At 70.4% G+C, this 26,678-nt stretch carries 18 protein-coding genes; 8 read left to right on the forward strand and 10 right to left on the reverse strand.

Features of this window, described 5'->3' with window-relative positions; genetic code table 11:
- Positions 1-117 precede the first annotated feature (117 nt).
- Positions 118-3,306, reverse strand: coding sequence for a BTAD domain-containing putative transcriptional regulator (locus FR742_RS23775; protein WP_148032986.1), 3,189 nt, complete (start codon positions 3,304-3,306; stop codon positions 118-120).
- 142 nt (positions 3,307-3,448) lie between these two features.
- Between FR742_RS23775 and FR742_RS23780 the strand changes: the two genes are divergently transcribed.
- The 4 genes from FR742_RS23780 to FR742_RS23795 all read left to right on the forward strand — a co-directional run bounded on the left by FR742_RS23780 (position 3,449) and on the right by FR742_RS23795 (position 8,043).
- Entirely contained in the window at positions 3,449-4,042 is a 594-nt protein-coding gene (locus tag FR742_RS23780) for an NADPH-dependent FMN reductase (protein ID WP_148032987.1), read from the forward strand.
- Positions 4,043-4,096: 54 nt separating this feature from the next.
- Positions 4,097-5,557: an MFS transporter gene (locus FR742_RS23785; RefSeq protein ID WP_261808706.1), complete on the forward strand. Its 1,461-nt coding sequence runs from the start codon at positions 4,097-4,099 to the stop codon at positions 5,555-5,557.
- Positions 5,554-6,453, forward strand: coding sequence for an NAD(P)-dependent oxidoreductase (locus FR742_RS23790; protein WP_148032989.1), 900 nt, complete (start codon positions 5,554-5,556; stop codon positions 6,451-6,453). The genes FR742_RS23785 and FR742_RS23790 overlap by 4 nt, the downstream gene beginning before the upstream one ends.
- 1,092 nt (positions 6,454-7,545) lie before the next feature.
- Positions 7,546-8,043: a hypothetical protein gene (locus FR742_RS23795; protein WP_148032990.1), complete on the forward strand. Its 498-nt coding sequence runs from the start codon at positions 7,546-7,548 to the stop codon at positions 8,041-8,043.
- Here FR742_RS23795 and FR742_RS23800 read toward each other — a convergent pair.
- Positions 8,025-9,086, reverse strand: coding sequence for a beta family protein (locus FR742_RS23800; RefSeq protein ID WP_148032991.1), 1,062 nt, complete (start codon positions 9,084-9,086; stop codon positions 8,025-8,027). The two genes, FR742_RS23795 and FR742_RS23800, sit on opposite strands and share 19 nt — an antisense overlap.
- A gap of 858 nt (positions 9,087-9,944) precedes the next feature.
- Positions 9,945-10,403: a MarR family winged helix-turn-helix transcriptional regulator gene (locus FR742_RS23805; protein ID WP_261808707.1), complete on the reverse strand. Its 459-nt coding sequence runs from the start codon at positions 10,401-10,403 to the stop codon at positions 9,945-9,947.
- A 247-nt stretch (positions 10,404-10,650) separates the two neighbouring features.
- On the opposite strand from FR742_RS23805, the gene FR742_RS45935 reads away from it, so the two are divergent.
- Positions 10,651-12,504 carry a PHB depolymerase family esterase gene (locus FR742_RS45935; RefSeq protein ID WP_148032992.1) on the forward strand — a complete coding sequence of 618 codons (1,854 nt, stop codon included), beginning with the start codon at positions 10,651-10,653 and terminating at the stop codon, positions 12,502-12,504.
- A gap of 120 nt (positions 12,505-12,624) precedes the next feature.
- Here FR742_RS45935 and FR742_RS23815 read toward each other — a convergent pair whose 3' ends face one another.
- Positions 12,625-13,311: a hypothetical protein gene (locus FR742_RS23815; protein WP_148032993.1), complete on the reverse strand. Its 687-nt coding sequence runs from the start codon at positions 13,309-13,311 to the stop codon at positions 12,625-12,627.
- Between the two features lie 243 nt (positions 13,312-13,554).
- On the opposite strand from FR742_RS23815, the gene FR742_RS23820 reads away from it, so the two are divergent.
- Both FR742_RS23820 and FR742_RS23825 read left to right on the forward strand, forming a co-directional pair.
- Positions 13,555-14,004, forward strand: coding sequence for a hypothetical protein (locus tag FR742_RS23820; RefSeq protein WP_148032994.1), 450 nt, complete (start codon positions 13,555-13,557; stop codon positions 14,002-14,004).
- Positions 14,005-14,009: 5 nt separating this feature from the next.
- Complete coding sequence (locus tag FR742_RS23825; RefSeq protein ID WP_148032995.1) at positions 14,010-17,384, forward strand: hypothetical protein; 3,375 nt, start codon at positions 14,010-14,012, stop codon at positions 17,382-17,384.
- Here the strand turns inward: FR742_RS23825 and FR742_RS23830 are convergent.
- From FR742_RS23830 to FR742_RS23845, 4 genes are all read right to left on the reverse strand, one after another.
- On the reverse strand, positions 17,372-17,809 hold the full coding sequence (locus FR742_RS23830) for a hypothetical protein (protein ID WP_148032996.1): 438 nt from the start codon (positions 17,807-17,809) through the stop codon (positions 17,372-17,374). The genes FR742_RS23825 and FR742_RS23830 overlap by 13 nt on opposite strands.
- Positions 17,810-17,817: 8 nt before the next feature.
- The gene (locus tag FR742_RS23835; RefSeq protein WP_148032997.1) at positions 17,818-18,930 is read right to left on the reverse strand and encodes a C1 family peptidase; all 1,113 of its coding nucleotides are present in this window, start codon (positions 18,928-18,930) and stop codon (positions 17,818-17,820) included.
- Between the two features lie 66 nt (positions 18,931-18,996).
- On the reverse strand, positions 18,997-20,376 hold the full coding sequence (locus FR742_RS23840) for an MFS transporter (RefSeq protein ID WP_261808708.1): 1,380 nt from the start codon (positions 20,374-20,376) through the stop codon (positions 18,997-18,999).
- A 334-nt stretch (positions 20,377-20,710) separates the two neighbouring features.
- The gene (locus FR742_RS23845) at positions 20,711-21,013 is read right to left on the reverse strand and encodes a hypothetical protein (protein WP_148032998.1); all 303 of its coding nucleotides are present in this window, start codon (positions 21,011-21,013) and stop codon (positions 20,711-20,713) included.
- Positions 21,014-21,193: 180 nt separating this feature from the next.
- Here FR742_RS23845 and FR742_RS23850 point away from each other — a divergent pair, with 180 nt between their 5' ends.
- On the forward strand, positions 21,194-24,010 hold the full coding sequence (locus FR742_RS23850; protein WP_261808709.1) for a BTAD domain-containing putative transcriptional regulator: 2,817 nt from the start codon (positions 21,194-21,196) through the stop codon (positions 24,008-24,010).
- A 30-nt stretch (positions 24,011-24,040) separates the two neighbouring features.
- On the opposite strand, the gene FR742_RS23855 is transcribed toward FR742_RS23850, so the two are convergent.
- Both FR742_RS23855 and FR742_RS23860 read right to left on the reverse strand, forming a co-directional pair.
- Positions 24,041-25,072, reverse strand: coding sequence for a LacI family DNA-binding transcriptional regulator (locus FR742_RS23855; protein ID WP_148033000.1), 1,032 nt, complete (start codon positions 25,070-25,072; stop codon positions 24,041-24,043).
- Between the two features lie 2 nt (positions 25,073-25,074).
- Positions 25,075-26,634 carry a glycoside hydrolase family 13 protein gene (locus FR742_RS23860; RefSeq protein ID WP_148033001.1) on the reverse strand — a complete coding sequence of 520 codons (1,560 nt, stop codon included), beginning with the start codon at positions 26,632-26,634 and terminating at the stop codon, positions 25,075-25,077.
- Positions 26,635-26,678 lie beyond the last annotated feature (44 nt).

The following is a 26,678-nucleotide window of genomic DNA, read 5'->3' on the forward strand; positions in this document are numbered from 1 at the left end:
CGGGGACGGCCGCGCGCCGCCGCCTCACCATTATCTCGATACGTCACGTACCGTATCGTAATACATATACAGCGGATGACTGCGCGTTCGCTGATACCTAAGGCACGGACAGGCTTGTCAGGCCGTGGCGTGGCCTTCGGCGAAGGCCGTGGCGAAGGCGTCGTCGCCGAGTGCGGACCGCGCCATGGCCGTGATGCGGTCGACGTCCCCGTGCTCCTCGGGTGGCAGGGGTGCGCCCGCGGACCGGCGCAGGGCGGCGGCTTCGCCGAGGAGTCGTGCCGCTTCCGCATGGGCGCCCGTCAGGGCCGCCGTGCCGGCCAAGCCTTCGAGGGCGAGCGCGATCGCCCTGGGGTCGCCGGTGTCCTGTGCGACGGCGAGGGCCTCCCGGTGGAGTTCCTCCGCCGCGGCGGCGTCTCCTCTCTGCTCGGCGGTGAAGCCGAGCTCGGCCAGCCCGAGCGCGATGCCCGGCGCGTACCGCACCTCGCGTTCCCAGGCGAGGACGTCGCGCATGTGGGCCTCGGCGTCGTCGAGGCGGCCCGCTCGGCGGGCGGTGAGGGCCAGGCCGGTGCGGGCGAAGGTCTCGCCTGTGCGGTAACCGTGCTCGGCGGCGAGGGTCCTGGCTCGCTCGTGGCGCCGGTCAGACTCGGCGTGGTCGCCGGCCAGCAGGGCGATCCGGCCGAGCCCGGACTGGAGCAGCGAGACCTGCAGCCACAGCCCGAGTTCCTCGGCCAGCCGGAGTCCGGTGCGGCCGAGATCGGCGGACCTGCGATGGTCGCCCTTGATCTCCGCGAGCCTGCCGAGCAGGTCGATGGCCCGTACCTGCCCCCACCGGTCCCCCAGCTCTTCGAATATCGCCAGGCTCTCGTTCCCGGCTCGTTCGAGCGTGCCGAGGTCGCTGCGGACGAGTGCGTGGTTGGCCACCGTGGCCAGCGCCGCGGCGGTGCCCCAGCGGTCGCCGAGCCGCTGGAGCACGGGGAGCGCCCGGTTGACCAGGTCCTGGCTGAGGGCCAGGTCGCCGGCTCCGAGCAGCACGTCGCTGAGAAACCACTCCGCTCTGGCGCGTTCGCCAGGGTCGGCGATGGTCTCCGCGGGCGTACGGAAGTCCGTCGTACGCTCGCCCAGCAGATCCAGCCCGGCCTGCCAGGCCTCGGCCCGTGCTCTCGCCGCGGCGGGGGCCGCCCCCCGGATGGCCAGCGCCATCGTGAACGCGCGCCGGCCCTCGCCGATCCTCCCGCGCAGGAACCAGTACCAGGCCAGCGCGTTGACCAGGCGCAGGGCGAGGCCGGCGTCCTGCCGCCGGACGGCCTCCTCCAGCGCCGCGCGCAGGTTGCCGTGTTCCGCGTCCAGGCGCCGAAGCCAGCGCCGCTGGTCAGGGCCGTGCAGCCGCGGCTCCGCGCGCTCGGCCAGCTCGGTGTGGAAGATCAGGTGCCGGAGGCGGACCCGTTCGGTCTCACCGGCCTCCTCCAGACGGTCCAGCGCGTAGGCCGCGACCGATTCCAGCAGCCGGTAGCGGCTGCTGCCCGCTCCACCGACCCTGACCACCATCGAACGGTCGACGAGGCGGGCCAGCAGGTCGAGGACGTCCTCCGGCGCCACGTCGCCGCCGTCCGCGCAGATCTCCTCGGCCGCCTCCAGCGCGCAGCCCTCCGTGTGTACGGCGAGGCGCCGCAGGACAAGGCGTTCCGGCTCGGACAGCAGCTCCCAGCTCCAGTCGATCATCGCGCGCAGGGTCCGCTGCCGCGCCGGGGCGCCGCGGTGCCCGGAGGAGAGCAGCCGGAACCGGTCGTCGAGCCGTTCGGCCAGGTCGTGGACGTCCAGTGCGCGCAGGCGGGTGGCCGCCAGCTCCAGGGCCAGCGGGACGCCGTCCAGCCGGCGGCAGATCGCCGCGACCACCCGGGCGTTGGTGTGGTCGATCACGAACCCGGGAACGGCGGCCGCCGCGCGCGCCTCGAACAACCGGACGGCGCTGAACCTGCGGAGAATCGCCACCCCGGTCTCGGCCGGGGAGAGGGGCGCCTCCAGCGGCGGGACCGGCCAGACGGACTCCCCGGCGAGTCCCAGGGGCTCCTGACTGGTGGCGAGGATCCGCACCTCCGGCGCGGCCCGCAGCAGCCGCTCGCTCAACGCGGCGACCTCGTCGATCACGTGCTCGCAGTTGTCCAGGACGAGCAGCGTCCGGCGGGTACGCAACGCGTCGGCGAGCCGTTCCGCCGGATCTGAGGGAGCGCCGGAACGCGGCATGCCGGGGGCGGTGTCGTCGCGGATGTCGAGCACGGCGATGACCTTCTCCACGAGCCGATCGGTCCCGGCCGCCCCGGCCGTCCTGTCGAGGCCGGCCAGCTCGACGAGCCACACGCCATCAGGGTGATCCGCGGCGACGCCAGCGGCGGTCTCCAAAGCCATCCGCGTCTTGCCGACACCGCCCGGGCCGGTGAGAGTGACCAGCCTGGCCGACTTCAGCAGCGCCTGGACCTGGGCCAGCGCCTCCTCACGCCCGACCAGCTCGCTGATCTGCGCGGGCAGGTTCGTCCGCGGCGCCGCCTCTGGCGCGGTGGCCAGGGCAGGGTCCTGCTCGAGGATCCGGCGGTGGAGTCCGGCGATCTCCGGCCCTGGGTCCAGGCCCAGTTCCTCACGCAGCCGCGTCAGCAGGTCGGCGTAGGTCTCGAGGGCGTCGCTCTGCCGACCGGTGCCGTACAGGGCGCGCATGTACGCGGCGCGGAGGCGTTCGCGCAGCGGATGGCGTTCGACCAGGTCGCCCAGTTCGCCCGCCAGGGCGCCCAGCTCACCGATCTCCAGGCGCGCCTCCGCCCGTTCCTCGAGGGCGGTGAGCCGCTGCTCTTCCAGGAGCGCCATCGGCAGCCGCGCGAACTCCTCGTCGGCGAAGTCGGCGTAGGCCGGCCCGCGCCACAGCTCCAGCGCCTCGGTCAGCAGGCCCGCCCGTGACCGCGGGCTGGGCGCCTCGCGCGCCCGCGCCAGCAGCCCGGTGAACCGCGTCGCGTCGACGGCCTCCGCATCGATCCGAAGCCGGTACCCCACGGTCTCCTCGAAGGACACCAGGTTCCTGGCGCCCGGCTCGGCCTCGTCCAGGGCGCGGCGCAGCTGCGAGACCTTGACCTGGAGTGCCCCGGACGGATTGCGCGGCGGCGCGTCACCCCACAGGTCGTCGATCAGCCGGTCCACCGGCACCGGCCGCCCCTCATGCCCGAGGAGCACGGCCAGCAGCGCGCGGACCTTCGCCCCGCGCACCACCACCGGGGCGCCGTCCGCCGTCCATACCCCCAGCGGCCCGAGCACCCCGAATCGCATGTCGTCACACTATCTGGCGCTTTCCCCGGCCCCGCTTACCGCGGCCCGCCGCCGGCGAGAAGCGCGCGGTAAGAGCCGGAAAAGCGCCGGTCGCCATGCTCGTCCCACCGAGCCGCACAGGAAGTTTCGAAGGGAGAGAGCGATGACCGCGACCGCACCGCTGAACGTCGCCATCATCACCGGCAGCATCCGGGACCGCCGGTTCGGTCCCACGGTGGCCGAATGGTTCGCCGGGGAGGCCCGCCGGCACCCCGCCCTCCGTCTCGACCTCATCGACCTCGCCGATGTCGCCCTGCCCGCCGTACTCGCCGCTGACGACACGGGGCCTTCCGAGGCGCCAGAACCGGTACGGAAGCTGGGAGCACGGCTGGACCGGGCCGACGCGTTCGTGATCGTCACGCCGGAGTACAACCGCAGCTTCCCCGCCTCGCTCAAGACGGCCATCGACTGGTACGTCGACGAATGGCAGGCCAAACCGGTCGGCTTCGTCTCCTACGGCGGAGCCTCCGGAGGCCTGCGCGCCGTCGAGCACCTCAGGCAGGTCTTCGCCGAGCTCCACGCCGTCACCGTCCGCAACACGGTCAGCTTCCACTCCTGCCGGGACAAGTTCGACGACCGCGGCCGCCCGATCGACGAGGTCGGCTGCCGCGCGGCGGCGGAGAGCCTGATCGACCAGCTGACCTGGTGGGCCCGCACCCTGTGTGACGCCCGTGCGGAACGCCCCTACGTGGCGTGACAGACGCCTTGCCCCGAACCTTCTGAGGAGATCGCGATGCCATCGCCACAAAGAATGACCACCAGCGCCAGGTCGCGCTGGATCCTCGCTCTGCTGGCCTTCTCCAGCCTGATCACTTCGCTCGACTTCACCATCGTGTACGTGGCGCTGCCCGACATCGCCCGCGAGGTCGGGCTGTCCGGTCACGCCGTCCAATGGGTGGTCAGCGCCTACGCCATCTTCTTCGGCGGCTTCCTGCTGCTGGGCGGCCGCTCGTCCGACCTGCTCGGCCGCCGCCGCATGTTCGTCCTGGGCATGCTCCTGTTCGGCGGTGCCTCGCTCCTGGGTGGCCTGGCGACCTCACCCGCGACACTGATCGCGGCGCGGGCGCTCCAGGGAATCGGCGGCGCCTTCCTGTTCCCGGCCACGCTCTCGCTGGTCACCACCAGGTTCACCGAAGGCCGCGAGCGCGTACGCGCCCTGGCCGTGTGGGCCATGGCAGGCGCGGGCGGGCTGAGCCTGGGCGCCCTGCTCGGCGGTGTGCTGACCCACGCGTTCGGCTGGGAGGCGGTGTTCCTGGTGAACGTGCCGCTGGTCGTGGCGGGCACCGTGGGCGCGTTCGCCCTGCTCGACGTGGACGGCCCGCGCCAACGGGGACGCGGCTTCGACATCCCGGGCGCCCTGACCGGAACGGCCGGGCTGACCCTGCTCGTCTTCGCCATCGCCCAGGGCCCGGAGATCGGCTGGAACACGACCTCCGTCCTCGCCTCCGCCGTCCTCGCCGTGGCGCTGCTGACCACGTTCGTCGTCATCGAGGCCCGCACCAGGCACCCGCTGATGCCGCTGCGGCTGTTCGCCAACCCCAACGTCCGCGCCGGCCTGCTGGTGATCCTCACCTTCGGCATCACCATGCAGAACCTGGTCTACTTCCTCACCCTGTACGTCCAGGACGTGCTCGGCTACTCGGCACTGCAGGCAGGGCTGGTCTTCCTGGGCCTCTCCGTGGTGATCGGCATCGCCAACTTCGTCGCGGAACGACTGATCAACCGCATCGGCGCCCGCGCCACCTTGATCATCGCCCTGCTGCTCGGCTCCGCCGGCGGCGCGCTGATGGCCGCGGGCATGCGAGCCGACGGCTCGTACTGGACGATCCTCGCCGGCCTGATCGTGTACGGCATGGGCATGGGAACGATCTACCCGACCATGTTCGGCGTCTCGGGCACCGGCGTGGCCGACAACGACCAGGGCGCCGCAGGGGGCATGGCCAACACCGCCCTCCAGGTCGGCACCGGCGTGGGCCTGGCCATCCTGGTCAGCGTCTCCGCCTCCGGGCTCACCGGGCTGACCGGCGAGGCGCTGCGCGCCGCCACCTCCGCCGGCCTGCGCGACGCGGTCTACCTCGCGGCCGCGCTCACCCTCGCAGGCATCCTCGCCGCCCTGACCCTCACCCGCCGCACCACCCCGGCCGCCCCATCACCGACCTTGGCCGAACCACCGAACGCACCCCACGCTTCGACACGAAAGGCGTCATCATGACGACGACCAGGAACCCGACCGCCGCGACCAGCCAGGTCACCGTACTGGGGCTCGGTGAGATGGGGTCGGCGATCGCCAGGACCTTCGTCGACCGCGGCCATCGCACGACGGTCTGGAACCGGACCGCGAGCAGGAGCACCCCGTTGGTGGAGAGCGGCGCCACGGCCGCCGCCACGGCCGCCGAGGCGGTGGCTGCGAGCCCGCTCGTCATCGTCTGCCTGCTCGACAACACGGCGGTCGAGGAGGTGCTGGCGTCCGTGGGGCCGACGGTCGCGGGCAAGGTGCTGGTGAACGTGACCAGTGGCTCCGCAGGCCAGGCCCGGGCGAACGAGCGCTGGGCGCGTGAACACGGCGCCGAGTACATCGACGGCAAGATCATGGGGGATCCGCCCTACGTGGGAACCCCCGACGTCATGTTCCTCTTCAGCGGTTCCCACGCCACCTTCGACGCTCACGAGCCGACGCTGCGGGAACTGGGCGGCATCGCCTACCACGGTGAGGACGCCGGCCTGGCAGCCGTGGAGTTCATGGCCCAGGTCGCGGTGGGCTACGAACTGCTCATCGGCTATCTGCACGTGCTCCGCCTGGTCCAGGCGGAAGGGGTCGACGTGGTGGAGTTCACCGAGCGCGTCGCCGGTTCTGTGGCCATGTACCCGTCGTTGCTGACCTCGATGGGCAAGGCCGTCAAGAGCGGCGAGTACGCACCGGATCTCGGTCCGCTCAACGTCCAGGCGGCGCTGATGGACGACCTGATCGACCACCGCGAATCCCTCGGCGTGGAAGCCGTCCGGATGAAGGAGGTCAAGGAACTGATGGACCGCAGGATCGCCGGCGGCCACGGCGACCAAGGCTTCTCCAGCCTGTTCGAGCTGCTGGGCCGGCCCAGCCGAGCCTAGACCGCGTACCCCTCACACGTGGGCGTAGCTCGAGTCCGGCGAGTGTGGCGATCCACAACCCGCCGCCAGAGCTACGCCCAAGCACGATGCTGGACCCGGTTTGGTGGACACCTGATCTCTGGGGATCCCTGGTTCCGAAAGAAGAAGTCCGCTGTGCCGAACAACCGTCCGCCAGAGTGTGACGGTCCGTCCGGGTGGGTGACTGCCGAGGTCACGGTCCAGACAGCGAGAAGGCCGGTCCCTCCATTGGAGAACCGGCCCCTGACCTGCTGCGATGTGGTGGGCGATTCTCGGTCGAACCAGTGACCTCTTTGGTGTGAAACATGCAAGCTACAGGTAGCCGCCCTCATAATCCGTGGCCGTGGGTTCAAGTCCCACGCACATCGCCTCCCGGGCCTTGCCGATCGCTCGTCCTTGGAAACGCGGCCTTGTCGCCTCCATGGCAACCGTTGTTGCCTTTGGCCGCGTCAGCCTCATAAGGTTGCCGGTCCGAGACAGCATGGCAACGTTTGTCAACGGCGCGGCCCACTTCGCGTACGGCCGGAACCAGCAGCAGGCCGTACTGGGCTTGATCGCACACGACAGGCAGCTGCGGTTCGCCGTGCCAATGCTTACCCAGAGCGCCGAGTCAAAGACAGAGGGCGGCGAGGCCCGGTCGAGGTCATCCGCTGCGGGGCCCACGCGATTGGCGTGGTGCCTCTGCTGCTGCCTGCATACCGGCCCATCCTGAATAGTTGACTGCGCGAGCCCGTTCCGGCAGGCGCGGACCACATCCGCCGTCACCAGACCGCCTCGAATTCGCCTACCACCTGCTCCTGCGCCCCGGGCGTCGGCCGCGTCTTGGCGTCGATCCTGGCAGCCATGGAGAGACTCCTTGTCCTCGCCGCGGCGAGCCACCCGGTGCGGCACGTCTGATCCGGCAACACACCAGTCGATCAGCCGGAGCGGCGATCATTGACCGGCCGCCTTACGTGTACGTCACAACGACCGGCAATCCATGGCGATCAGACAGGGTGTACCTCCACGATGGGACACCACCCTCGACGCCCGACCACGCCACCTTCCAACACCCGAACTCAAAGGAAGACAGCGATGCAGGCACCGATACCCACACCCGAGCAGATCAGCACCGTCGATTTAGCATCGTGGACCGTCGTCCCCAGCCAGTCGAACCCCGATAAGGACGAACGCGGTCCTTGGGCCGTGACCGCAGGCGATGAGGAACAGTACAGCCTGTACTTCGAGATCGCCGATACCGCGTATCCGCGACAGGTCGCCGAGTTCATCGTCGAAGCGGTGCAGGCCCACGCCACCCAGCTGAGGCTGAGCAGCGCCTTCGACGACGTCCTGCACGAGCGCGAGCGACTTCGCGCCCATCCAGCCGGAGCTGACCTCTACGAGCTGGGCCGGGGCCGAGTCGTGGCCATGATGGCGCAGCTCGGCAAGCTTGCTGCTGAAGCGTATGAGACGGCGCCGGCCCCCGAGCGCGCCGCCCAGGAGCGGCGTATCTACGCAGAGGTCACTCAATTGGCCGCCCAAGCTGTGAGCTGGATGGAAGCGATCCACGCCCGCTACGGCATCGACACGTAGCCGTCCTCTTCCCTGGCATCCTGCTGCAACGTGCTCGTCACGAGGGCCAGATAGTGGGACAAGGCGAACGCCTTCCACTGAGCGCCGCCACCAGGGCCGCGTTCCTCCTGAGCGGCCGCGGCGATTTGTTCATCACCCCATGAGAACGCAGGGCCGGAACGCGGCCACTCGGGAGACCTCATCAATGCCCGGCAGAGCGGATAAAAAGTGCTGTGCCTGCCGCGCGAATCCTTCGGCCAGTAGTACAGGCACCACTGTTGGCCACTGGCGTAGCGCAGATTAGGAGCAGGCTGCTCTCCATCCGCAGGCGGAGCTGAGGCATGATCGATGCCATAGTCGCCATAGTCCACGGTGCGCCATGCGGTGCTCACTCTGCACCAGAGTTCCGACTCCGCCCTCGGCAACCGAGTAATGCGCGGTTCCGGCGGAGGCTTGAAGTCTTTCGGAGATGGGAACGATCCAGCAGCAATCGTGAGGGTGTGCCAGTCATACTCAAGCAGACGTCGCATTGGCTGCGTAAGTTGACGATGGGTCTCTGCCGGCGCCTCGCAGTGGCCGCACTCGAGAATCACGTCGGTCCGTTCGGGTGACTCACCGACCAAGCCGAGAAGGTCGAACAAATCGCGAGGATAGTCGAGGTTGTGGGCGAACGACAGGGGGATTCTCAGGCAGAGCCCCATCTGCTGGTCAGCGATGACTTCGCGTAATTCCTCGAGATCTTCCCCCGTGTCGCCGAGGTGAACGACCGGGCGGAAAGCATGTACCCCTAGCTCGTCTGTGAGACGCCGCAGAGCTTCGCTGCGCCCTGACGGGCCGAAGTAGGAGGCCAGCGGCTGGGTGTCGAAGCACATGTCGACGTCAGCCAACGTTTGCGCCTTTATCTGCCCCGCCAGGCGCGTGATGAGGCGCTTGACTTCCGTGTCCCCTCGTCGGGGGAACACTTCAATAAGGGGCCGGATGATGCTTTTAACTTGATCGCTCGCTTCTGCCAGTGCCTGAAAATAGGGTTGACGCCCCTTCAGAATTGCTACGTACACCGTCATGGCTGGTTCTCCGTGCGGTTGGCGAACCTCATGACCGGTGAGCAGCCGTCCCTCGCCTGTCGGGCTGCCACTGCCCGGTTCCACTGAGGCTCCAGCACGATGGGAAGGCCGTCAATATCTGTCAGGTTATAGTGAGAAACAGAGCCGACCACAGATGATACAGAGTACCGTTTGACGATTTTTGTTTCATGAGGCTCGCCAGGCCCGAGGTGAGGGAACGAATCTTGGGTTCTCGTGCCGCTTGATGGGAATGGCATGGGCGACGGTCCACCTGCCGAAGTTCCGACGCAAAGTGTTGAACCTTGCGAGGCGGACTGCATGGCTGTGCTGTTGGACCCTGCGACGGCGCCCGGGCGCTGGCCACGAACAGCAGTCCCTGCGGAGCCGCACCTCCGGATCTGCGACGCGGAGCCCACCCGAGACGTCGTCGCGGAGACGCTGGTCCAACAGATGGCCCACCGCTGCGTTCCACGGCACGAACACCGTCGGCTGGGTACTGCTCGATGGCTGCTCGTGCGTGTGCGATCCGCCGTGCAGCTAGGGCTTCAGCACGGAGCACCTTGCTTCGTGCCTCCGAGAGCCACATGCTCCGAACAGGACCAATGACGCATATCGCCGATGGTTCAAGAATAGGTGGTTGCTCGCGTGTACGCGGTACAGCGCGGCAGACGGCGGCACATGACTTGAACCCACGACCCACGGATTACAAAAAAATCCTCGGTTGATATCGCTCGGCACGCCGGATGTTGATTTGTATGGCTGCGGCAGCTCTGAGCCGTCTTCCCAGCTGAAGATCCTCCCTGTGTCAGTCCAGGACACCCTTGCGTTCAGGTGGCTCCTGCGAGCCGAGGAATGAGGTCACGGCCGTGTGTCCGAGTGGAGGGCTCGGGCGCACAGGGTGAGCGTTTCCGCGAGTGTCGTGCGGTCCGGGTCGTCGATCTCGGCGAGCATGACGGCTTCGATGCTGTCGAGGGAGCGGTCGCATCGCCGGAGGGTGCTCAGGCCCTTCGGGGTGAGGCGGGTGCGCAGAGCGCGGCCGCCGTCGGGATGCGGGTCGCGGCGGATCAGGCCGCGTTGTTCGAGATCGCGGATGACCAGGTTCATCGCCTGCGGGGTGACGAAGGCGATGCGGGCCAGGTCGGCCGAGGACGGGGCGTCGCGCAGGCGCAGCTCGCTGAGCGCCATGTATCCGGTGGTCGTCATGCCGTGCCGGGCGAGCGCATCGTCCAGGCAGGCGCGGATGCGGCGTTCCAGCCGGAACACGAGGTAGCTCACACGGGGCGGCGGCGCGTCCGCGGGGACACCCGGATCGGTCACCAGGAGACGATATCGCGCCCCTGTCGGTACGGGCTCCAATGTAAGTTTCTCACCCCGTTATCAAGGTCCTTGATAGCAAGTTACTTGATAACCATGGGAAACGGCTCTGCGCCAGGTGAACCGGCGGGGACGTCCGGCGGGCGTGCATTGACGGTGGATCGTGGCCCTTCTATTTTCCAGCGAACCGACGTCATTACGCGGCGGACCGATCCGCGGCGCGCCGCGGACATGGAGAGGAGGAGCGCGAATGAGACGCTTGACCACGGTGCTGGCTGGTGCCTGCGCCGCGGCGCTCTTTGCCGTCATGACCGTGGTACTCGGATCGCCGGCCGTCGCCGCCACCCTGGTGGAGGTGACCAGTTTCGGCAGCAACCCGGGCAACATGCGGATGCACGTCTATGTGCCGGACTCGCGCCCGGCCTCGCCGGCGATCGTGGTGGCGATGCACGGCTGCGGCGGGTCCGGTCCCGGCTTCTACCAGGGCAGTGAGTTCGCCTCGCTGGCGGATCGATACGGCTTCGTCGTCATCTACCCGACCGCCACCCAGTCGGCTGGGTTCGGCAACTGCTTCGACACCTGGTCGGACGCGGCCAAGCGGCGCGGCGGCGGCAGCGACCCGGTCTCGATCCTCTCGATGATCGACTATGTCGAGCGGACCCACCAGGGAGACCCGAACCGGGTCTACGCCACGGGAAGCTCGTCCGGCGGCATGATGACCCAGCACATGCTCGCCGTCTACCCGGACGTGTTCAAGGCAGGGGCCTCCTTCATGGGTGTGCCCTTCAACTGCTTCGCCGGCGCCTCCGACTACCCGCCGGGAAGCAGCAGGTGCACCGGCGGGAGCATGGACCGGACACCCCAGCAGTGGGGCGACGCGGTCCGCCAGGCGCACCCGGGATATTCCGGCCCCCGCCCGCGCATGCAGCTGTGGCACGGCACCAGCGACACCCTCGTGCCCTACTCGCTGCTGCGGGAGTCGATCGAGCAGTGGACCAACGTGTTCGGGCTGAGCCAGACCCCGACCAGCACCGACACCCCTCAGGCAAACTGGAACCGCAGCCGGTACGCCGATCCGTCCGGCACCGTGCAGGTGGAGGCGTACAGCATCCAGGGCACCGGGCACGCTCTTCCGCAGAGCGGCATGGCCCGCTACGCCGTCGAGTTCTTCGGCTTGACCACCAGCCAGACCGACACCACGCCGCCGACCACGCCGGGCACCCCGGTCGCGTCCAACGTGACCGCCACCAGCGCCACGCTGACCTGGACCGCGTCCACCGACCAGGGCGGCTCCGGCCTGGCGGGTTACAACGTCTACCGGGAGCAGGGCGCCACCGACCCGCAGCTCGGCCAGTCCACCACCACGTCGATCACCCTGACCGGGCTGAGCGCCAGCACCCAGTACCAGGTGTACGTACGGGCGCGCGACGGCGCGGGCAACCTGTCGGGCAACTCCGCGACGGTCACCTTCACCACGGCCGCCACCGGAGGCGACACCACGCCGCCGACCGCCCCGGCCGGGCTCACCGCCTCGGGCACCACCACGACCGGCACCAGCCTGACCTGGACGGCCTCCACCGACGACACCGGTGTGACCGGCTACGAGATCCTGCGCGCTCCCGGCGCGTCGGGCGGCACGTTCGCGCAGGCCGGCACCTCGGCCACGACCTCGTTCACCGACACGGGCCTGACCGCGGGCACCACCTACCGCTACCAGGTCCGGGCGCGCGATGCCGCCGGCAACGTCTCTCCGGTCTCCAACACCGTCCAGATCACCACGCAGGGAGGCACGACTGGTGCCTGCTCGGCCACCCCGACCGTGCAGTCCCAGTGGGGGAACGGGTATGTGATCCAGCCGCTGACCATCACCAACACCAGCACCTCGACGATCACCGGCTGGACGGTCACCTTCACCCTGCCGGCCGGGCACACCCTGACCGGCTCGTGGAACGGCACCGTCACCACCAGCGGCCAGACCGTCACGGTCAGAAGTGTCAGCCACAACGGCACGCTCGCGCCGGGAGCTAGCACTACCAGCTTCGGCTTCCAAGCGAGCAGGCCCAACGGCGACACCGCCCTGCCGTCCGGTTACACCTGCGCCTGACCGTCAGCGCGCTTCCCTGATCACGGCCCCGTCAGGTGGGACCGGGCCGTGATCAAGGGATCCGCGCCGGCGGCGGCGGAAGCACCGCACGACCTCTCGGAACGCGCCGAACCGGCCACATCAGGAGATCTCGACGTAGTCCAGTTCGGCCGCGAACGGTCCGTCGTCGTGCTGGAATCGCAGTGTGTTCCATTCGTGGTCCAGCTTCAGCTTGACCGGCGCGTCCGACCAGGACGTCCAGGTGGGACTACCCGGGTAATGCAGGACGACCTTGTGCGAGCCATTCACCGTCAGATACTGACGCGCGTTGCCATCGGCGGCGCTGTACCGCACGTTCACCGTATAGGTGTCGGCCCTGGGCGCGTACACCTTGATTTCGACCCAGCTGTCCGGGTGGTTCAAATAGCCCATAGAAGCTTTGTTCGACGCGCCGTCGATATTGTAAAGGCGCCTGGCATTGTGGTAAGTGCCGTCCTCGGCCTCGTAACGGACCGGCCTCTCTGATACGACGGCCAGGACGATCAGGGTGGTCACCACGACGGCCGGCACGGCCGCGATCAGCAGGATCGTACGAGGTCGCGGGCCACGGGCGTGGGCGGGCTCCGGTGTCCCCGAGATGGACGCGTCGTCGTCGGCGGGCCGGCTTCGCAGTTGCGCGCGCAACCCCAGCATCGAGACGACCAGCCCGGCCGCGCCCGTGAACATCCCGATCACGCTGGCCCGTCGATTCAGCCCCTCCAGCACATCCCCTGGCAGACGGAGCGGGTCGACGAGGAACCAGACCAGAAGCGAGACCACCAGCACCACGATGGCGGTGTTCCGCACCGCCCGCCATACCCACGTACCCGGCGCTCGCTTCTGCCCTCTCGCCGCATTCGACATGGCTCCAGGGTGGCACCTTGATCGCCTCAGACGAAGGCCGGTAGGGGAATTATGACGATCTCGGAATCTTCGTCGTTCGTGAGGCGTGTCCGGCCGTGCGCCGTCAGTATTGATCTGACTTTCGGTGGATTGGCGTGCAACGGATATGCGCGAGGAAGGGAGGGGCCGATGCTGACCGAATCCCTGGTGGCGTTGGCCGCCAGCGGTGGGGCGGCTCTGGTGGGAGCCATGGCCACCGATGCCTGGCAGGCGACCCGCAGCGGTGTGGCCCGGCTGTTCAGCCGCCAGGGGCCCGAGCGTCAGGCCGCCGTCGAAGCTCAGCTCGACGGCAACGTCGTCCTGGTGGAGCGGGCCGGTGATCCCGGTCAGGCGCGGCAGAAGCTGGTGCCGGTCTGGGAGATGGCGCTGGCCCAGTTGCTGGAGGAGCACCCCGAGGTCGAGGCCGAGCTGCGAGAGCTCGTCGCGCGCGTACGTGAGGCTCTGCCCGACGCGCAGCGGGTGCAGCACCAGTACAACATCGCCCGCGACAACTCCCGGCAGTTCTCCGTGATGGACGGCGACATCAACTACTACGCCTCCCCCGCGCAGCCGGACCGCGGCGCCGACAGCTCCATGTGACCGGCATGGACGGCATGTTCGGCCAGCTGGGGCGTACCGTTCACCAGGAGGTACGGGTCGAGAGCGGCTTCGCCTACGGGGTGATCGGCGCGGATCTGCACGTCTTCGGCGACGGCAGACCTCTGTACCTGCTCAAGGAGACGAGCGGACGGGCGCAGCTGAGAGTCGCGCTGGACGCTCTCGGGCTCCCGGCCCAGCCGAGCCAGCTCCTCAACGCCCGCCACGCCGTGGTGGACTTCACCGGCCGCGACGGCGAAGTCGAGGAGCTGACCACGTGGCGCGACAGCGGTGACAGCCACGCGGTCCGCTGGCTGCACGCCCCCGGCGGCCAGGGCAAGACCCGCCTCGCCGCCCACCTCGCCGCGGCGGCGGCCGGCGACGGCTGGAAGGTGATCGTCGCCGAGCACGCGCCGGCCCAGGTGGTCAACGCCGAGGACCAGACCAGCCACGACCTGCGCCTCGGGACCGCCCGCGGGATCCTCATGCTGGTCGACTACGCCGACCGCTGGCCCCTGGCCCACCTGACGTGGCTGTTCAGCAACAAGATCCTCGACCAGGACGTACCGGTACGAGTGCTGCTCCTCGCCCGCAACGAGCACATCTGGCCCGCCCTGCGCCATGCCCTCACCCAGGCCGGCTGGCCACCCGGGGCCTGCGCCGCCCGGTCCTTGGGCCCCCTGCCGAGCACGAGGGACGCCCGCCGCGACATGTTCAGGGCCGCCCGCGACTGCTTCGCCCGCTGCTACGGGCTGACGCGGGCGTCGGTGATCGGCGTGCCGGACTGGCTGGAACGTGAGGAGTTCGGCCTCACCCTGGCGGTGCACATGGCCGCGCTGGTCGCCGTCGACCGCCACGTCCGTGACACGCCCCGGCCCGCGCCCGGTGAGAGCATGCTGGCGCTGACCGCCTACCTGCTGGGGCGCGAGAGCCATCACTGGCACACGCTGCACGGCACCGCCGACCCCCTGACGGGCGCGCGCACGACGTTCGGCACCGACCCGATCCGGATGCGACGGGCCGTGTTCACCGCCGTGCTCACCGGTCCCCTGGGCTTCCGGGACGCCATGGCGGCGCTGGACGCCGTCGGCGTCGGCGGTGACACCGACCGGGTGCTCACCGACCACACCTTCTGCTACCCGCCCGCCGATCCCCGTACGGTGCTGGAGCCCCTCTACCCCGACCGGCTCGCCGAGGACTTCCTGGCCCTGTGCCTGCCCGGCCACGACCTGCCCGAGCACCAGCCGGAGGCGTGGGCGGCCACCGCCCCCGAGACGCTGCTCGCCTCACCGTCCTGCGACGGGACGCTGCCGCCGTACGCCGCGCGGACGATCACGTTCCTCACCGCGGCCTGCGAACGCTGGCCCCATCTGATCCCCACGCTGGAAACACTGGAGCGTCTCCTCCCCGAGGACCCGGACGACGCGGCCGGCGACCTCGCCGTCGCGGCGGCCGACCTCACCGAGCGCCTCGCCGGGCACCGGCTGCCGACGCTCACCGATCCCGCCGCCCGCGCGGAGCTGTACGACGTCCTGGGCCGGTGGCTCTACCAGGCCCACCAGGAGGAGAAGGCGGCCGCCGCGCTGACCGAGGCCACCCGGCTGTACCGGCCGCTGGCCGCCGCCGATCCCCGGACGTTCGAGCCCAAGCTCGCCGCGGCGGCGTTCTACCTCGCCATGGACCTGGCACTCGGGGGCGCCATACCTCAGCCGGACGACCTGGCGGCGGTGGCCTACTTCTCCGCCGGCGGTGACGCGCTGCGGCCCGCCCTGGCCCGCCCGGACGAGGCGCTGGCGGCGTTCCGCGAGGCCGTCGAGATCTTCCGCCGGCTCGCCCGCGACGATCCCGCCGAACACCAGGAACGCCTGGCCGCCGTGATCTGTGTGGCCGCGCTCTGCGGACCGTACCTGGGAGCGCCGGAGGAGTCGCTGGCCCTCGCGCGCGAGGGCGTCGACCTGGTCCGCCGGCTGGCGCGCGACCAGGAGAACCTGGGCAAGGACTACTCGGACGACGTCGCGGCGGCGCTGATGGCCCTCGCGGGCAACCTGGTGGCCTCGGAACCGGAGCAGGCCGCGGCGCTCGCCCACGAGGCCATGGAGATCCTGCGCCGGCTCGCCCGCGACAACCCCGCCGAGCCCGCCCACGAGGACAGCCTCTACGGAATGCTGGCCTTCCAGACCGCGGTGCTGCTGCGGCTGGGCCGCGCCGAACCGGCCGTCGCCGTGCTCGACGAGGCCGTACGGATCCGTCGCCGCCTCGACCGGCGGAAGGATTCGGACGGCCGCGACGCCTGGCAGGACACGTTCGCCGGGGCGCTCGGCCTGGTGTGGGTGCAAGGGACCGAGGACGACGTGGAGACCGGCCTGGAAACGGCCGCGCGGGTGCTCCGCCACGAGGCGCGGGCCAACCCCACCGCCGACGGGGTGGCGCTCTATCACACCTTCCTCTCGCTCGACCTCCTGCTGCGCCGGCTGGAACGATGGGACCTCGTCCTGGCCGGGCAGCGCGACGCCATCGACTTCCTCGGGCACTGGGACGACGCGACCGATCTGCTCGGCATGCTGGCCGCCCACGGCACCGTCCTCGCGATGCTGGGGCGATGGGACGAGACCCTGGACGTGATCGGCGCGATCGCCCGGGAACTCCTGCGGGAGGGCACCGCCGCCGAGCTGGAGTACGCCGTTCACGGAGGGCTGACGGCGATGACCACGGGCAGCGTGGGCCGGTCGCCGGACGAGCAGCCCGCCGGCGCCTACGAGCGCGAGTCGCGGGACGAGAACGTCGCCATGCTGAACGAGATAGCGGCGGCCTACCGGCGGCGTTCCCACGGCGACGCCCAGGAGCGCGACCAAGGTTTGGCCGTCACGCTCAAGACGCTGGCCGAAGCCCTGTGGATCAAGGACGAACCGTGGGAGTCCCTGGCCGCCGGCGACGAGGCCGTCCAGATCCGCCGCCGGCTGGCCCGCGGCGGTTCCGCCGAGCACCGAGGTCATCTCGCGCTCGCCCTGAAACGCCACGCACACAGGCTGGGACGTGTCGGACGCCACGAAGAGGCTGCCGCCGCGGCGGGAGAGGCCGCCCACCTCTACGACCTCCTCGCCCGGGACGACCCCGGCGCGGACCGGCTCACCCTCGCCGCGACCCTGCACCTCCTGGCGTCCAACCTGCAGTGGTCCAGCCCGGCCGAGGCCCTGGAACCTGCGCGGCGGGCCACCGGGATCCTGGAGCGGCTCGCCCGCGACGAACCCGCCACGCACGAACCCAACCTCGTGATCATGCTGGACACGCTCGCCGAGATCCTCGACCGCCTGGGCCGCGGAGAAGAGGCACGCACCACGGTCAGCCAGGCGGCCGGAATACGGAAACGCCGTCACCACAGGTAGATCTCGTGGACCAGGCCGTCCGGCTCCTCCCGATAGGTGATCGGGGACCCGGTCTGCCTGGCCTGCGTGGCGAGCGTCAGCAGCGCCGTGAACGCCCCGTCGCCGCCGTTGTAGATCTTCTTCCAGACGCCCTGCACCAGGATCCAGGCGTTGCGGGTCTGGGCGATCGACCAGGTGGCGGTGACGGTGGCGCCGGAGATCCACCCACCGGCTCCGCCATTCTCCGCGACGGTCTCCTCGGGCGCTTCCGGGGAGACGGTCAGCGTCGGCCGCATCTCGCCATCGGGTAGCTGCGCGAACCGGGCGACCATCTCGTCACCGGCCGGCTTGGCGGAGCCCTGGCCATCGGCGGCCACCGGCCGGACGGACGGCGGGATCAGCACCGGCCGGGAACCGGTGATCTCGTCGTACTCCTTCGTCGTCATCTCTCCCCCTACCACGCGTAGATCTGGTGGACGGTTCCGCCGTCCTCGTACAGGCCGACGGGCGTGCCGAGCGCCTTGGAGGCCGCCAGTTCGAGCAGCATCGCCTCGCCGGTGGTCGCGTCGGCGCCGTCGAGCTTGAGCCAGCCGCGGACGCTGCCGTAGGCCCACACGTTGCCGTCGGCCTCGTTGCTCCACAGGCCCAGGATCCGCTGGTCCGGCAGCCAGCCGCGCAGCGTCACCCCGGAGACGGAGCAGGTCTGGTAGGTCTCGATGCGGCACTGGCCGTAGGCGATCTTGAAGAAGCCCTGGTCGCCCCAGTGACGACCCCAGCTGTTCTTGGCGATCCAGCATCCGGCGGCATCGTCGTACCCGACCAGGCTGACGCAGTGACCGCCGGCGTACGCGCCGGTGACGTGCCGATAGACGCCGCCGCCGTAGCTGAAGAAGTCCTGGTAGACGTCCAGGCACGCGGAGACGGCGCCGTACGCGGCGATGTGCTCCTTCATGGCCGCGGCGTCGCCGCTGATGTCCTGGAACCGCGCGACCTTCGCCATGCGGTTGGGCCAGTCGGCGTTCAGCCGGGAGCAGTCCTGGTCCCCGGCCACGTAGGGGAAGCAGTCGTCGAACGCGACCCCCGCGTCGCGGCAGTAGGGCAGGGCCTGCGCCGGCCACCAGCCCGCCACGCAGCTCGCTCCATCCTGGCCGCCGTGGCAGTAGAACAGGTGGGCCTCGGAGAGGTCCACTGTGAGGCCCGGCGTCCGGTTGGTGAAGCGGACGACGTGCTCCATCGTCGAGATCACCGCGAAGGCGACGCACGACCCGCAGTCCCCCTGGTCCTTGACCGGTGTGGTGTAGTCGGCACCGCCGTGGTCGCGCAGGTCGAAGGCGGCCGGGGCCCCCACCGACTCCGCGCCGGCCGCGTGGGCCGCCGCGGTCCGCTCGTCGAGGTCGTCGTCGAGCTCGGCGACGCTCACGCCCGGGGTCGGCGGAACCCCGAGGCGCAGGACCCTGCTCTCTTCGGTGAGCCCGGTCATGGACGTGTACGCCATGCTCCATGGCTGCTCGGCCTGTTCCAGCTCCGTCTGGAGCCGGCCCAGGTCGAGCGGACTGTTCACTGGCATGTCCCCTCCTAGGTCGCGTGGCTCCAAGCGTCGCCGTGCCGGACCCCTGGCGCCCCGGGGGACGACCTAGGGGCTTCCCCAGTCCCGCCGAAGGCCGTGCGGGTGCGGCATGGCGATGCGCCAGGCGACGAACCCGGCCGCGGCGAGCCCGGCGAGGGCCAGAAGGCTACTGGTGAGGAACGGGTCGATGCCGTCCAAGGCGGGAGCGAACCCGATGCCGACGTACACGGTGACCCCGGTAGCACCGCCCAGCTGGTCGGCGGCTCGCTGGACGCCGGAGGCGATGCCGGCGTCGTCATCGGTCACGCCGGTCACCGCCACGTACTGCAGTCCGACGATCCCGAACCCTATCCCTGCGGCGACGAGCATCATGGCCGGAACCATCGCCGGACCGGCGGCCCCGAGACGGGAGACCAGCGCGATGGCGGCCATCGCCAGCATGGTGCAGCCGATCCCGGCCAGGACACAGACGCGGGCGCCCCACCGTCCGAACAGCCGGGGAATCAGCAGCGAGGCCGCGATCAGGGACACCGCCAGGGGCAGCATCGTCAGGCCGGCCTGGAGCGGGCCGGCGCCCAACCGATCCTGCAGGTAGTAGGTGAACAGCAGGAACGAAGTGGACAATGCCGCGCTCAGCAGAGCGGTGGCGAGGTTGGCCAGGACGCGCGGCCGGTTGCGGAAGAACCGCGCCGGCACGAGCGGTCGCCGCGCACGGCGCTCGACCCTGACGAACAGCGCCCCGGCCACCACCGCGCCGGCCAGCGCCACCGGCGGCAGCCACGGCAGCGTGCCGTCCGCCCCTCCTGCCTCGACGACCCCAAGGGTGAACAGCAGCGGAGCCGCGACCAGCAGGAGCGCACCGGGGAGGTCCAGCGGAGCGCGCTCGGCAGCCCGTCCGCCCGGCACGAGGAGGACCACCGTGGCGAGCACGACCAGGATGAAGGGTACGGACACCAGGAAGATCCACCGCCAGCCGAGCAGCTCGGTGATGATCCCGGAGGCCACGAACCCGACGACGAGGCCGCAGCTCGCCACGGCCGCCCACACGCTCAGCGCCCGCGACCTGCGCGGTCCCTCGGGGAACATGAGCACGATCACCGCCATGGATGCCGGAAGCGCGACCGCTTCACCGACGCCCTGCAGCAGCCGGGCTGTCACCAGCAGGGCGAAGGACGGCGCGAGCCCGGCCAGCACGGACGCGGCGCCGAAGAGCGTCGTGCCGAGCAGGAGGATGCGGCGCCTGCCGAGCACGTCGCCCAGCCGGCCGCCGAGCATCAGCAGCCCGCCGCCGGTGATGGTGTAGCCGACCACGACCCAGGTCAGCGCGTGATCGTCGACGCCGAAGTCGGCGCCGATCGAGGGCAGCGCGACATTGACCACGGTCATGTCAAGCGCGATGAAGAACTGCAGCGTGGCCATGCCGCACAGCACCAGCCACGCACGCACCGGGGACGATCCGTCCCGGAGCGAAAGGAGAATGCCTGAAAGCATCGAGTGCTCCGTTGCCCAGAGGAGGTTCCGGGCAGCACGAACGTGCCGCTCCGGTTGGACCACGAAGCGACAGGACGTTCAGCGGATGGTGAGAAGAACGCCCCGCCGCTTAGCGGAGCGTCCTTGTCACCGCGGCACAGACGGCCGCGCACGAAGCGCCAGACATGTCACCGATGCTACCGGAGCCGACGGCAGATTGATCACTCTGCCGGACCTGGCAGCCGCCCCGGCACCGCACCCTGTGTCCCGTCGGTCCCACGATGCCCTGATCGGGGATGGCGATCGGCCCTCAGCGGAAGCGCCAGTAGCCGCTCGCCGGCTCTTCGCTGGTCGTGCACTTGGCCACGGACCTCACGGTGTTGGGGCGCCTCCACTGTCCGTACCGGGTCGTGTAGTTGCTGGAGCCGATCCTGTAGCACCTGACCACGGCCTGGAACTCCCCGTCCCCCTTACCGCAGAACACTTCGTAGGTGAACGTCGTGTACGTGTCGGAACAGTTGGAGGGAGCCGCGTGTGCGGCCCCCGCCGAAGCGACCACTGTGCCGGCCGCCAGCAATGCGCCGACCGCGGCCACCTGCAGCGTCTTCGTCACCTTTTTCATTGCACTCCTCACAGGGTCTTATCACCGTGACAGGACTCGGCTGGAACGCCGTTGATCTACGGCACAGCGTAGGCAGGAGGGGCTATCCATCCGCTTGTCGGCGGCTATTACCCGCTTGCGGCACTTCGGCAGTGTGCCTACGCTCGCCATCAGCGATCAGGGGGGCCGCAGGTGCTGTTCGGCATTCTTGGACCGGTTGAGATCATCACGGACAGCGGGCCGGTATCCGCCGCCCAGCCCAGGCACCGGGCTTTCCTGGCGTATCTGTTGCTGCACGCCAACCGGGTGGTGACGCCCGATCAGGTGATCGAGGCCATCTGGGGCGGCGCGGAGCCGGCGTCCGCGCGGACACAGGTCCACGTGGCGATCTCGGGACTGCGCAAGGCGCTGCGTGAGCGCGGGCTGGACGACGTCATCGTCACCTGCCCCGGCGGCTACCGCCTGGAGCTGGCGTACGGTGCGCTGGACGCCGACGTCTTCGCCGGCCGCGTCAAGGCGGGCCGCAGGCTCCTCGAACGCGGCGCGCACGAGGAGGCGGCCCGCGAACTGGACGCGGCAGCCGGGCTGTGGCGAGGGCAGGCGCTGGCGGACATCACCGCGGCGTACGCGGACGCGGCCCGCCACCGGCTGCATGAGCAGCGGCTGAGCGCTCTGGAGTCGCTCGCTGATGCCCGGCTGGCGCTCGGCGATCACGACGCGCTGATCCCCAAGCTGAGCGGCCTCGTCGAGGCACACCCGCTGCGCGAGCCGATGGTGTGCCGGCTGATGCTGGCGCAGTACCGTGCGGGCCTTCGCTCTCAGGCGCTGGAGACCGCCAGGCGGATGCGCGGTCTGCTCGCCGAGGAGGAAGGGCTCGACCCTGGAGAGGCGTTCGTCCGGCTTGAGCAGGCCATCCTCACCGCGGACCAATCCCTGAGCCTCGCTCCGACGACCTGGGTGCGGCCCGCCCAGCTCCCTTATGACGTCCACCGCTTCACGGGAAGGGCCCGGGAGCTGGAAACGCTGACCGCGATGGCGTGCGCGGCCGACCCGCCTCCCGCGGTGCTGGTGGTCGGCACGGCCGGGGTGGGCAAGAGCGCGCTGGCTGTGCACTGGGCGCACGGACATCGCGACCGGTTTCCCGACGGGCAGCTCTACGTGAACCTGCGCGGCTTCGATCCCGGCCGTGATCCCTTGGAACCCCTTGAGGTGCTGCACAGGTTCCTGCGCTCTGTCGGAGTCGACGCGGTCCCCGACGAGGTGGACGAGGCGGCGGCGCTGCTGCGCTCGCGGCTCTCCCGGCAACGTGTGCTGATCCTGCTGGACAACGCGCGCGACGCTGAACAGATCCGGCCGCTGCTACCCGGTTCGGCGAGCTGCGTCGTCCTGGTCACCAGCCGTAACCAGCTCCGCGGCCTGATCGCCAACGAGGGAGCGCGGCTGCTGCGGCTCGATCCGCTCACGGCGATCGAGGCGGACGAGCTGCTGCGCGGGGCCATCACGAGCTCGACGGCCGACGACGAGCAGGCCATCCGCGAGCTGGCGCGGCGGTGCGCGTATCTGCCGCTGGCCCTGCGGCTGGCCGCGGCGCAGCTCATCTGCCGTCCTCATCTGACGATCGTGGAGTACACCAGGCGCCTCGCGACCGATGACGCGCTGGAGGTGCTCGACATCCAGGGTGGCCTGAAGGGGCCGGTCGACTCCGCGTTCGAGCTGTCCTACCGCGCGCTCGGGGACGTCGCGCGGCGGTTGTTCCGGCTGTTGAGCCTGGCTCCTGGCCAGGACTTCGCGCCGGAGGCGGCCGCGGCGCTGCTCGGCGTCACCCTCGCCGGGGCACGGCGTCCCCTGGAGGAGCTGTCCACGGCGCACATGATCGATGAGCATCGGGCGGGCCGGTACACGATGCACGATCTGCTGCGCAGCTATGCCATCCGGATGCTGGCCAGTGACGAACCGGACGAGGGGCGGGCCGAGGCGGCCCTGCGGCTGGTCGACTTCTACGCCGACGCGGTCTTCGCCGCCTATCCCCTGTTGCAGCCGCGCCGGCCTCCGGGCGAGCGTCAGCTGACACACCCGCCGGTGGAGCGGCTGCGGTTCGCCGATCGGGCCGAGGCTCTGGCCTGGCACGACGCGGAGCGCGAGAGCTTCGTGGGTGTCGTCGAGCTCGCCGCCCGGCACGGCCGGCATCACCGCGCCTGGCGACTCACCTCCGACCTGCTGGCGTACTTCATCATCCGGCGACGCTGGCGGGAGTGGTCGGCCGCACTGCGGATCGGCCACGCGTCCGCGACGCGGTGCGGCGACCTGGAGGGCATGACGTACATGAGCAACTCGTCGGGCATCGTCTGCAAGCAGACCGGGCGCTACGCCGAGGCCGTCGAGCACTACCGGCGGGCGATCGACCTGGCGACCGCGGCGGGCAGTGACCGCATGGTCGGCTCGGCCCACGCCAACCTCGGCGGGCTGTACATCACCCAGGGCCGTCCCGAGGAAGGGATGCGGCACCTGCGGATCGCGCTGGCCGTGCCCGAGTACGGACAGGTGCCGCAGTACGCCGCGGCGGGACACGTCAACCTGGGCTGTGCCCTCATCGAGATGGGCAGCCTGCCGGAGGCGGACGAGGCGCTGCGGCGGGCGCTCGGATACGCGATCGCTTGCGATGACGTGCAACAGATCTGCTTCTCCCTGCACAACCTCACCGAGATCGCGTTACGCAGAGGAGACCGGGAGGCGGCCAGGCGGCACGCCGAGACCCAGTTGACCCACGCCGAGGAGCTCGGCGACCCGCTGCGCACGGCGGCGGCACTCGACCTGCTGGCCTCCACCGTGCTCCTGGAGGACCTGCCGGCCGCCCGGGCGCACTGGCGGGCGGCGCTGGCGATCTATCGCGACCTCGGCCATCGTCAGAGCGCGGTGCTCAGCGAGTGGCTGGCCACGATAGACGAGGATCTGGACGATCTCGCCGGCGCCAACGAGGAGTACCGCCGTCGTTGCCGCAGGCTCGTCTGAACCCCGGAACGCCGAAACTGCCCCCCTCCGTCATCGGATGATCTTCGGGCCCGAGCCGGTGGAGGCGCGGACGATGAGTTCGGGCCGGAAGATCAGCTCCTGGTGGCGGGACGGCGCCCCGGCGACCAGCTCCAGGAGCGTGTCGACCGCGGCCGCGGCGATGACCTGTACCGGCTGGCGCACCGTGGTCAGCGGCGGGTCGGTGTAGGGGATGAGCACCGAGTCGTCGTATCCGACCACGGACACCGCGCCGGGGACGTCCAGCCCTCTGTCGCGGCACGCCCTGATGGCGCCGATCGCCATGAGGTCGCTCGCGCAGACGATTCCGGTGCAGCCGCGATCCAGGAGCTGGGCCGCCGCGGCCTGCCCGCCCTCCACGGAGAAGAGGGAGTGGGCGATCAGCGCGCCGGGGTCCTCGCCGGGGCACAGGTCGGCCATGGCCTGCCGGTAGCCGTCGATCTTCCTGATCACGGGGACGAACCTGGCCTGGCCCACGGCCAGCCCGATCCGCTCGTGTCCGAGGGCGTGCAGGTGCTGAACCGCGAGCCGGGCGGCGAGGCGGTCGTCGGTGGACAGGAACGGCGCTTCGACGTCCGCGGCGTACCCGTTCAGCAGGACCATCGGCACCTTCTGCGTCACCAGCCGGATGTAGCGGTCGGCCCGCGCGGTGGTGTCCGCGTGCAGCCCCGACACGAAGATCATGGCGCTGACCCCGCATTCGAGCAGCAGCTCGGTGAACTCGTCCTCGGGCGCGCCGCCGGGCAGCTGCGTGCACAGGACGGGCGTGTAGCCGTGCTGGGTGAGCGCCTTCTCGATCGCCTGGCCGAAGGCTGGGAAGATCGGGTTGTCCAGCTCGGGTGTCACCACGCCCACCAGGCCGCGGCTGCGTTGCCTGATGCGCGGTGGCCTCTCGTAACCGATGAGGTCGAGCGCGGTCAGCACGGAGTGCCGGGTCGGCTTCGAGACTCCCGGCCGGCCGTTCAGCACCCGGCTGACCGTCGCCTCGCTCACCCCCGCGAGCGCGGCGATGTCGGTCAGCCGGGGCATCCCGTTCGCGGGCATCCCTACCACAGGGGCCGCCCCCACCAGGCGGCCGAGTCGGGCGGGAGCGTACCGCCTGCCAGGGGCGCGCTGGCCAGCAGCAGGTCGCCCGAGACCGGCAGCTCCACCTCGTGGTCGTTGAGGTTGACCGCGCAGGTGAAGCCGTCGCCGCGGGTGAAGACGAGCGTCCCGTACGGCGAGTCGAGCCAGGTGAGCGCGCCGTCGCCGAGCTCTGGGCGTGCGCGGCGCAGCCGCAGCGCCTGCCGGTACAGCTCCAGCGTCGAGCCGGGGTCGTCCCGCTGCGCTTCCACGCTCAGCTCCGCCCACGTGCCGGGGATCGGGAGCCACGGGTCGTTCCAGCCGGTCTCGCGGGTCCAGGGAACGGGCACCCGGCAGCCGTCGCGGCCGCTGTCGGGGTCGCGCAGCCGCTGCGGGTCCCGCAGGACCTCTTCCGGCAGGTCGAGCACCTCGGGCAGGCCCAGTTCCTCGCCCTGGTAGACGTACGCGGAGCCGGGCAGGGCGAGCGTCAGCAGCGCGGCGGCGCGGGCCCTGGCCAGGCTGCCGTAGCGGGTGACGGGCCGCTTGACGTCATGGTTGGACAGCACCCAGGTGGACGGCGCGCCGACCGAGCCGGCCGTGGCCAGTGACTCGTCGATGACCTCGCGCAGCGCCCCGGCCTGCCACGGGGTGTTGAGGAAGTGGAAGTTGAACGCCTGGTGCAGCTCGTCCGACCGGACGTAGCGGGCCAGCCGTTCAGCCGTGGGCGCCCACGCCTCGGCCACGCCGATGCGCTCCCCCGGGTACGAGTCGAGGACGCGCCGCCACGACCGGTGGATCTCGTGCACGCCGTCCTGGTCGAAGTACGGCACCACGTCGGCGCCGATCATGCGGACCTGGCCGGTCCGGCCGACGTCGGGCAGCCCCGGCGCCTTGACCATGCCGTGCGCGACGTCCACCCGGAACCCGTCCACGCCCAGGTCGAGCCAGAAGCGCAGCACGTCGGCGAACTCCGCGTGCACCTCCGGGTGCTCCCAGTTCAGGTCGGGCTGCTCCGGGGCGAACAGGTGCAGATACCACTGGCCGTCGCCCACCCTGGTCCAGGCGGGACCGCCGAAGATGGATTCCCAGTCGTTCGGCGGCAGCCCGCCGTGTGCGCCGCGGCCGTCACGGAAGATGTAGCGCTCCCGGTCAGGACCGCCCTTGAGGGCACGGGCGAACCAAGGGTGCCGGTCGGAGGTGTGGTTGGGCACCACGTCGACGATGACGCGCAGGCCGAGGGCATGCGCGTCGGCGATCATCGCCCGGGCGTCGGCGAGCGTGCCGAACAGCGGGTCCACGTCGCGGTAGTCGGCGACGTCGTAGCCGAAGTCGGCCATCGGCGAGGGGTAGAACGGCGTCAGCCAGACGGCGTCCACGCCCAGTTCCGCCAGGTAGGGCAGGCGCCGGCGCACGCCCGGCAGGTCGCCGACGCCGTCGGCGTTCCCGTCGGCGAAGCTGCGCACGTAGACCTGGTAGATCACCGCGTCCCGCCACCAGCGGGTGGCGGTCACCGGCTGTACGGCGCCCTCGGCGAGTTCGGTCATCTGTTTCCCCGATCAGTCAGAGTCGGAAGGCCGGTGCGACGAGG

The organism is Nonomuraea sp. C10 (assembly GCF_008017515.1).
Taxonomy (GTDB): Bacteria; Actinomycetota; Actinomycetes; order Streptosporangiales; family Streptosporangiaceae; genus Nonomuraea; species Nonomuraea ferruginea.

Coding starts and splice junctions, on each gene's coding strand:
- FR742_RS23775 (WP_148032986.1), bottom strand. CDS start 3,306: ATGCGATTCGGGGTGCTCGGGCCGCTGGGGGTATGGACGGCGGACGGC.
- FR742_RS23800 (WP_148032991.1), bottom strand. CDS start 9,086: ATGACGGTGTACGTAGCAATTCTGAAGGGGCGTCAACCCTATTTTCAG.
- FR742_RS23830 (WP_148032996.1), bottom strand. CDS start 17,809: ATGACGACGAAGGAGTACGACGAGATCACCGGTTCCCGGCCGGTGCTG.
- FR742_RS23785 (WP_261808706.1), top strand. CDS start 4,097: ATGACCACCAGCGCCAGGTCGCGCTGGATCCTCGCTCTGCTGGCCTTC.
- FR742_RS23835 (WP_148032997.1), bottom strand. CDS start 18,930: ATGCCAGTGAACAGTCCGCTCGACCTGGGCCGGCTCCAGACGGAGCTG.
- FR742_RS23860 (WP_148033001.1), bottom strand. CDS start 26,634: ATGACCGAACTCGCCGAGGGCGCCGTACAGCCGGTGACCGCCACCCGC.
- FR742_RS45935 (WP_148032992.1), top strand. CDS start 10,651: ATGAGACGCTTGACCACGGTGCTGGCTGGTGCCTGCGCCGCGGCGCTC.
- FR742_RS23780 (WP_148032987.1), top strand. CDS start 3,449: ATGACCGCGACCGCACCGCTGAACGTCGCCATCATCACCGGCAGCATC.
- FR742_RS23855 (WP_148033000.1), bottom strand. CDS start 25,072: ATGCCCGCGAACGGGATGCCCCGGCTGACCGACATCGCCGCGCTCGCG.
- FR742_RS23790 (WP_148032989.1), top strand. CDS start 5,554: ATGACGACGACCAGGAACCCGACCGCCGCGACCAGCCAGGTCACCGTA.
- FR742_RS23795 (WP_148032990.1), top strand. CDS start 7,546: ATGCAGGCACCGATACCCACACCCGAGCAGATCAGCACCGTCGATTTA.
- FR742_RS23825 (WP_148032995.1), top strand. CDS start 14,010: ATGGACGGCATGTTCGGCCAGCTGGGGCGTACCGTTCACCAGGAGGTA.
- FR742_RS23820 (WP_148032994.1), top strand. CDS start 13,555: ATGCTGACCGAATCCCTGGTGGCGTTGGCCGCCAGCGGTGGGGCGGCT.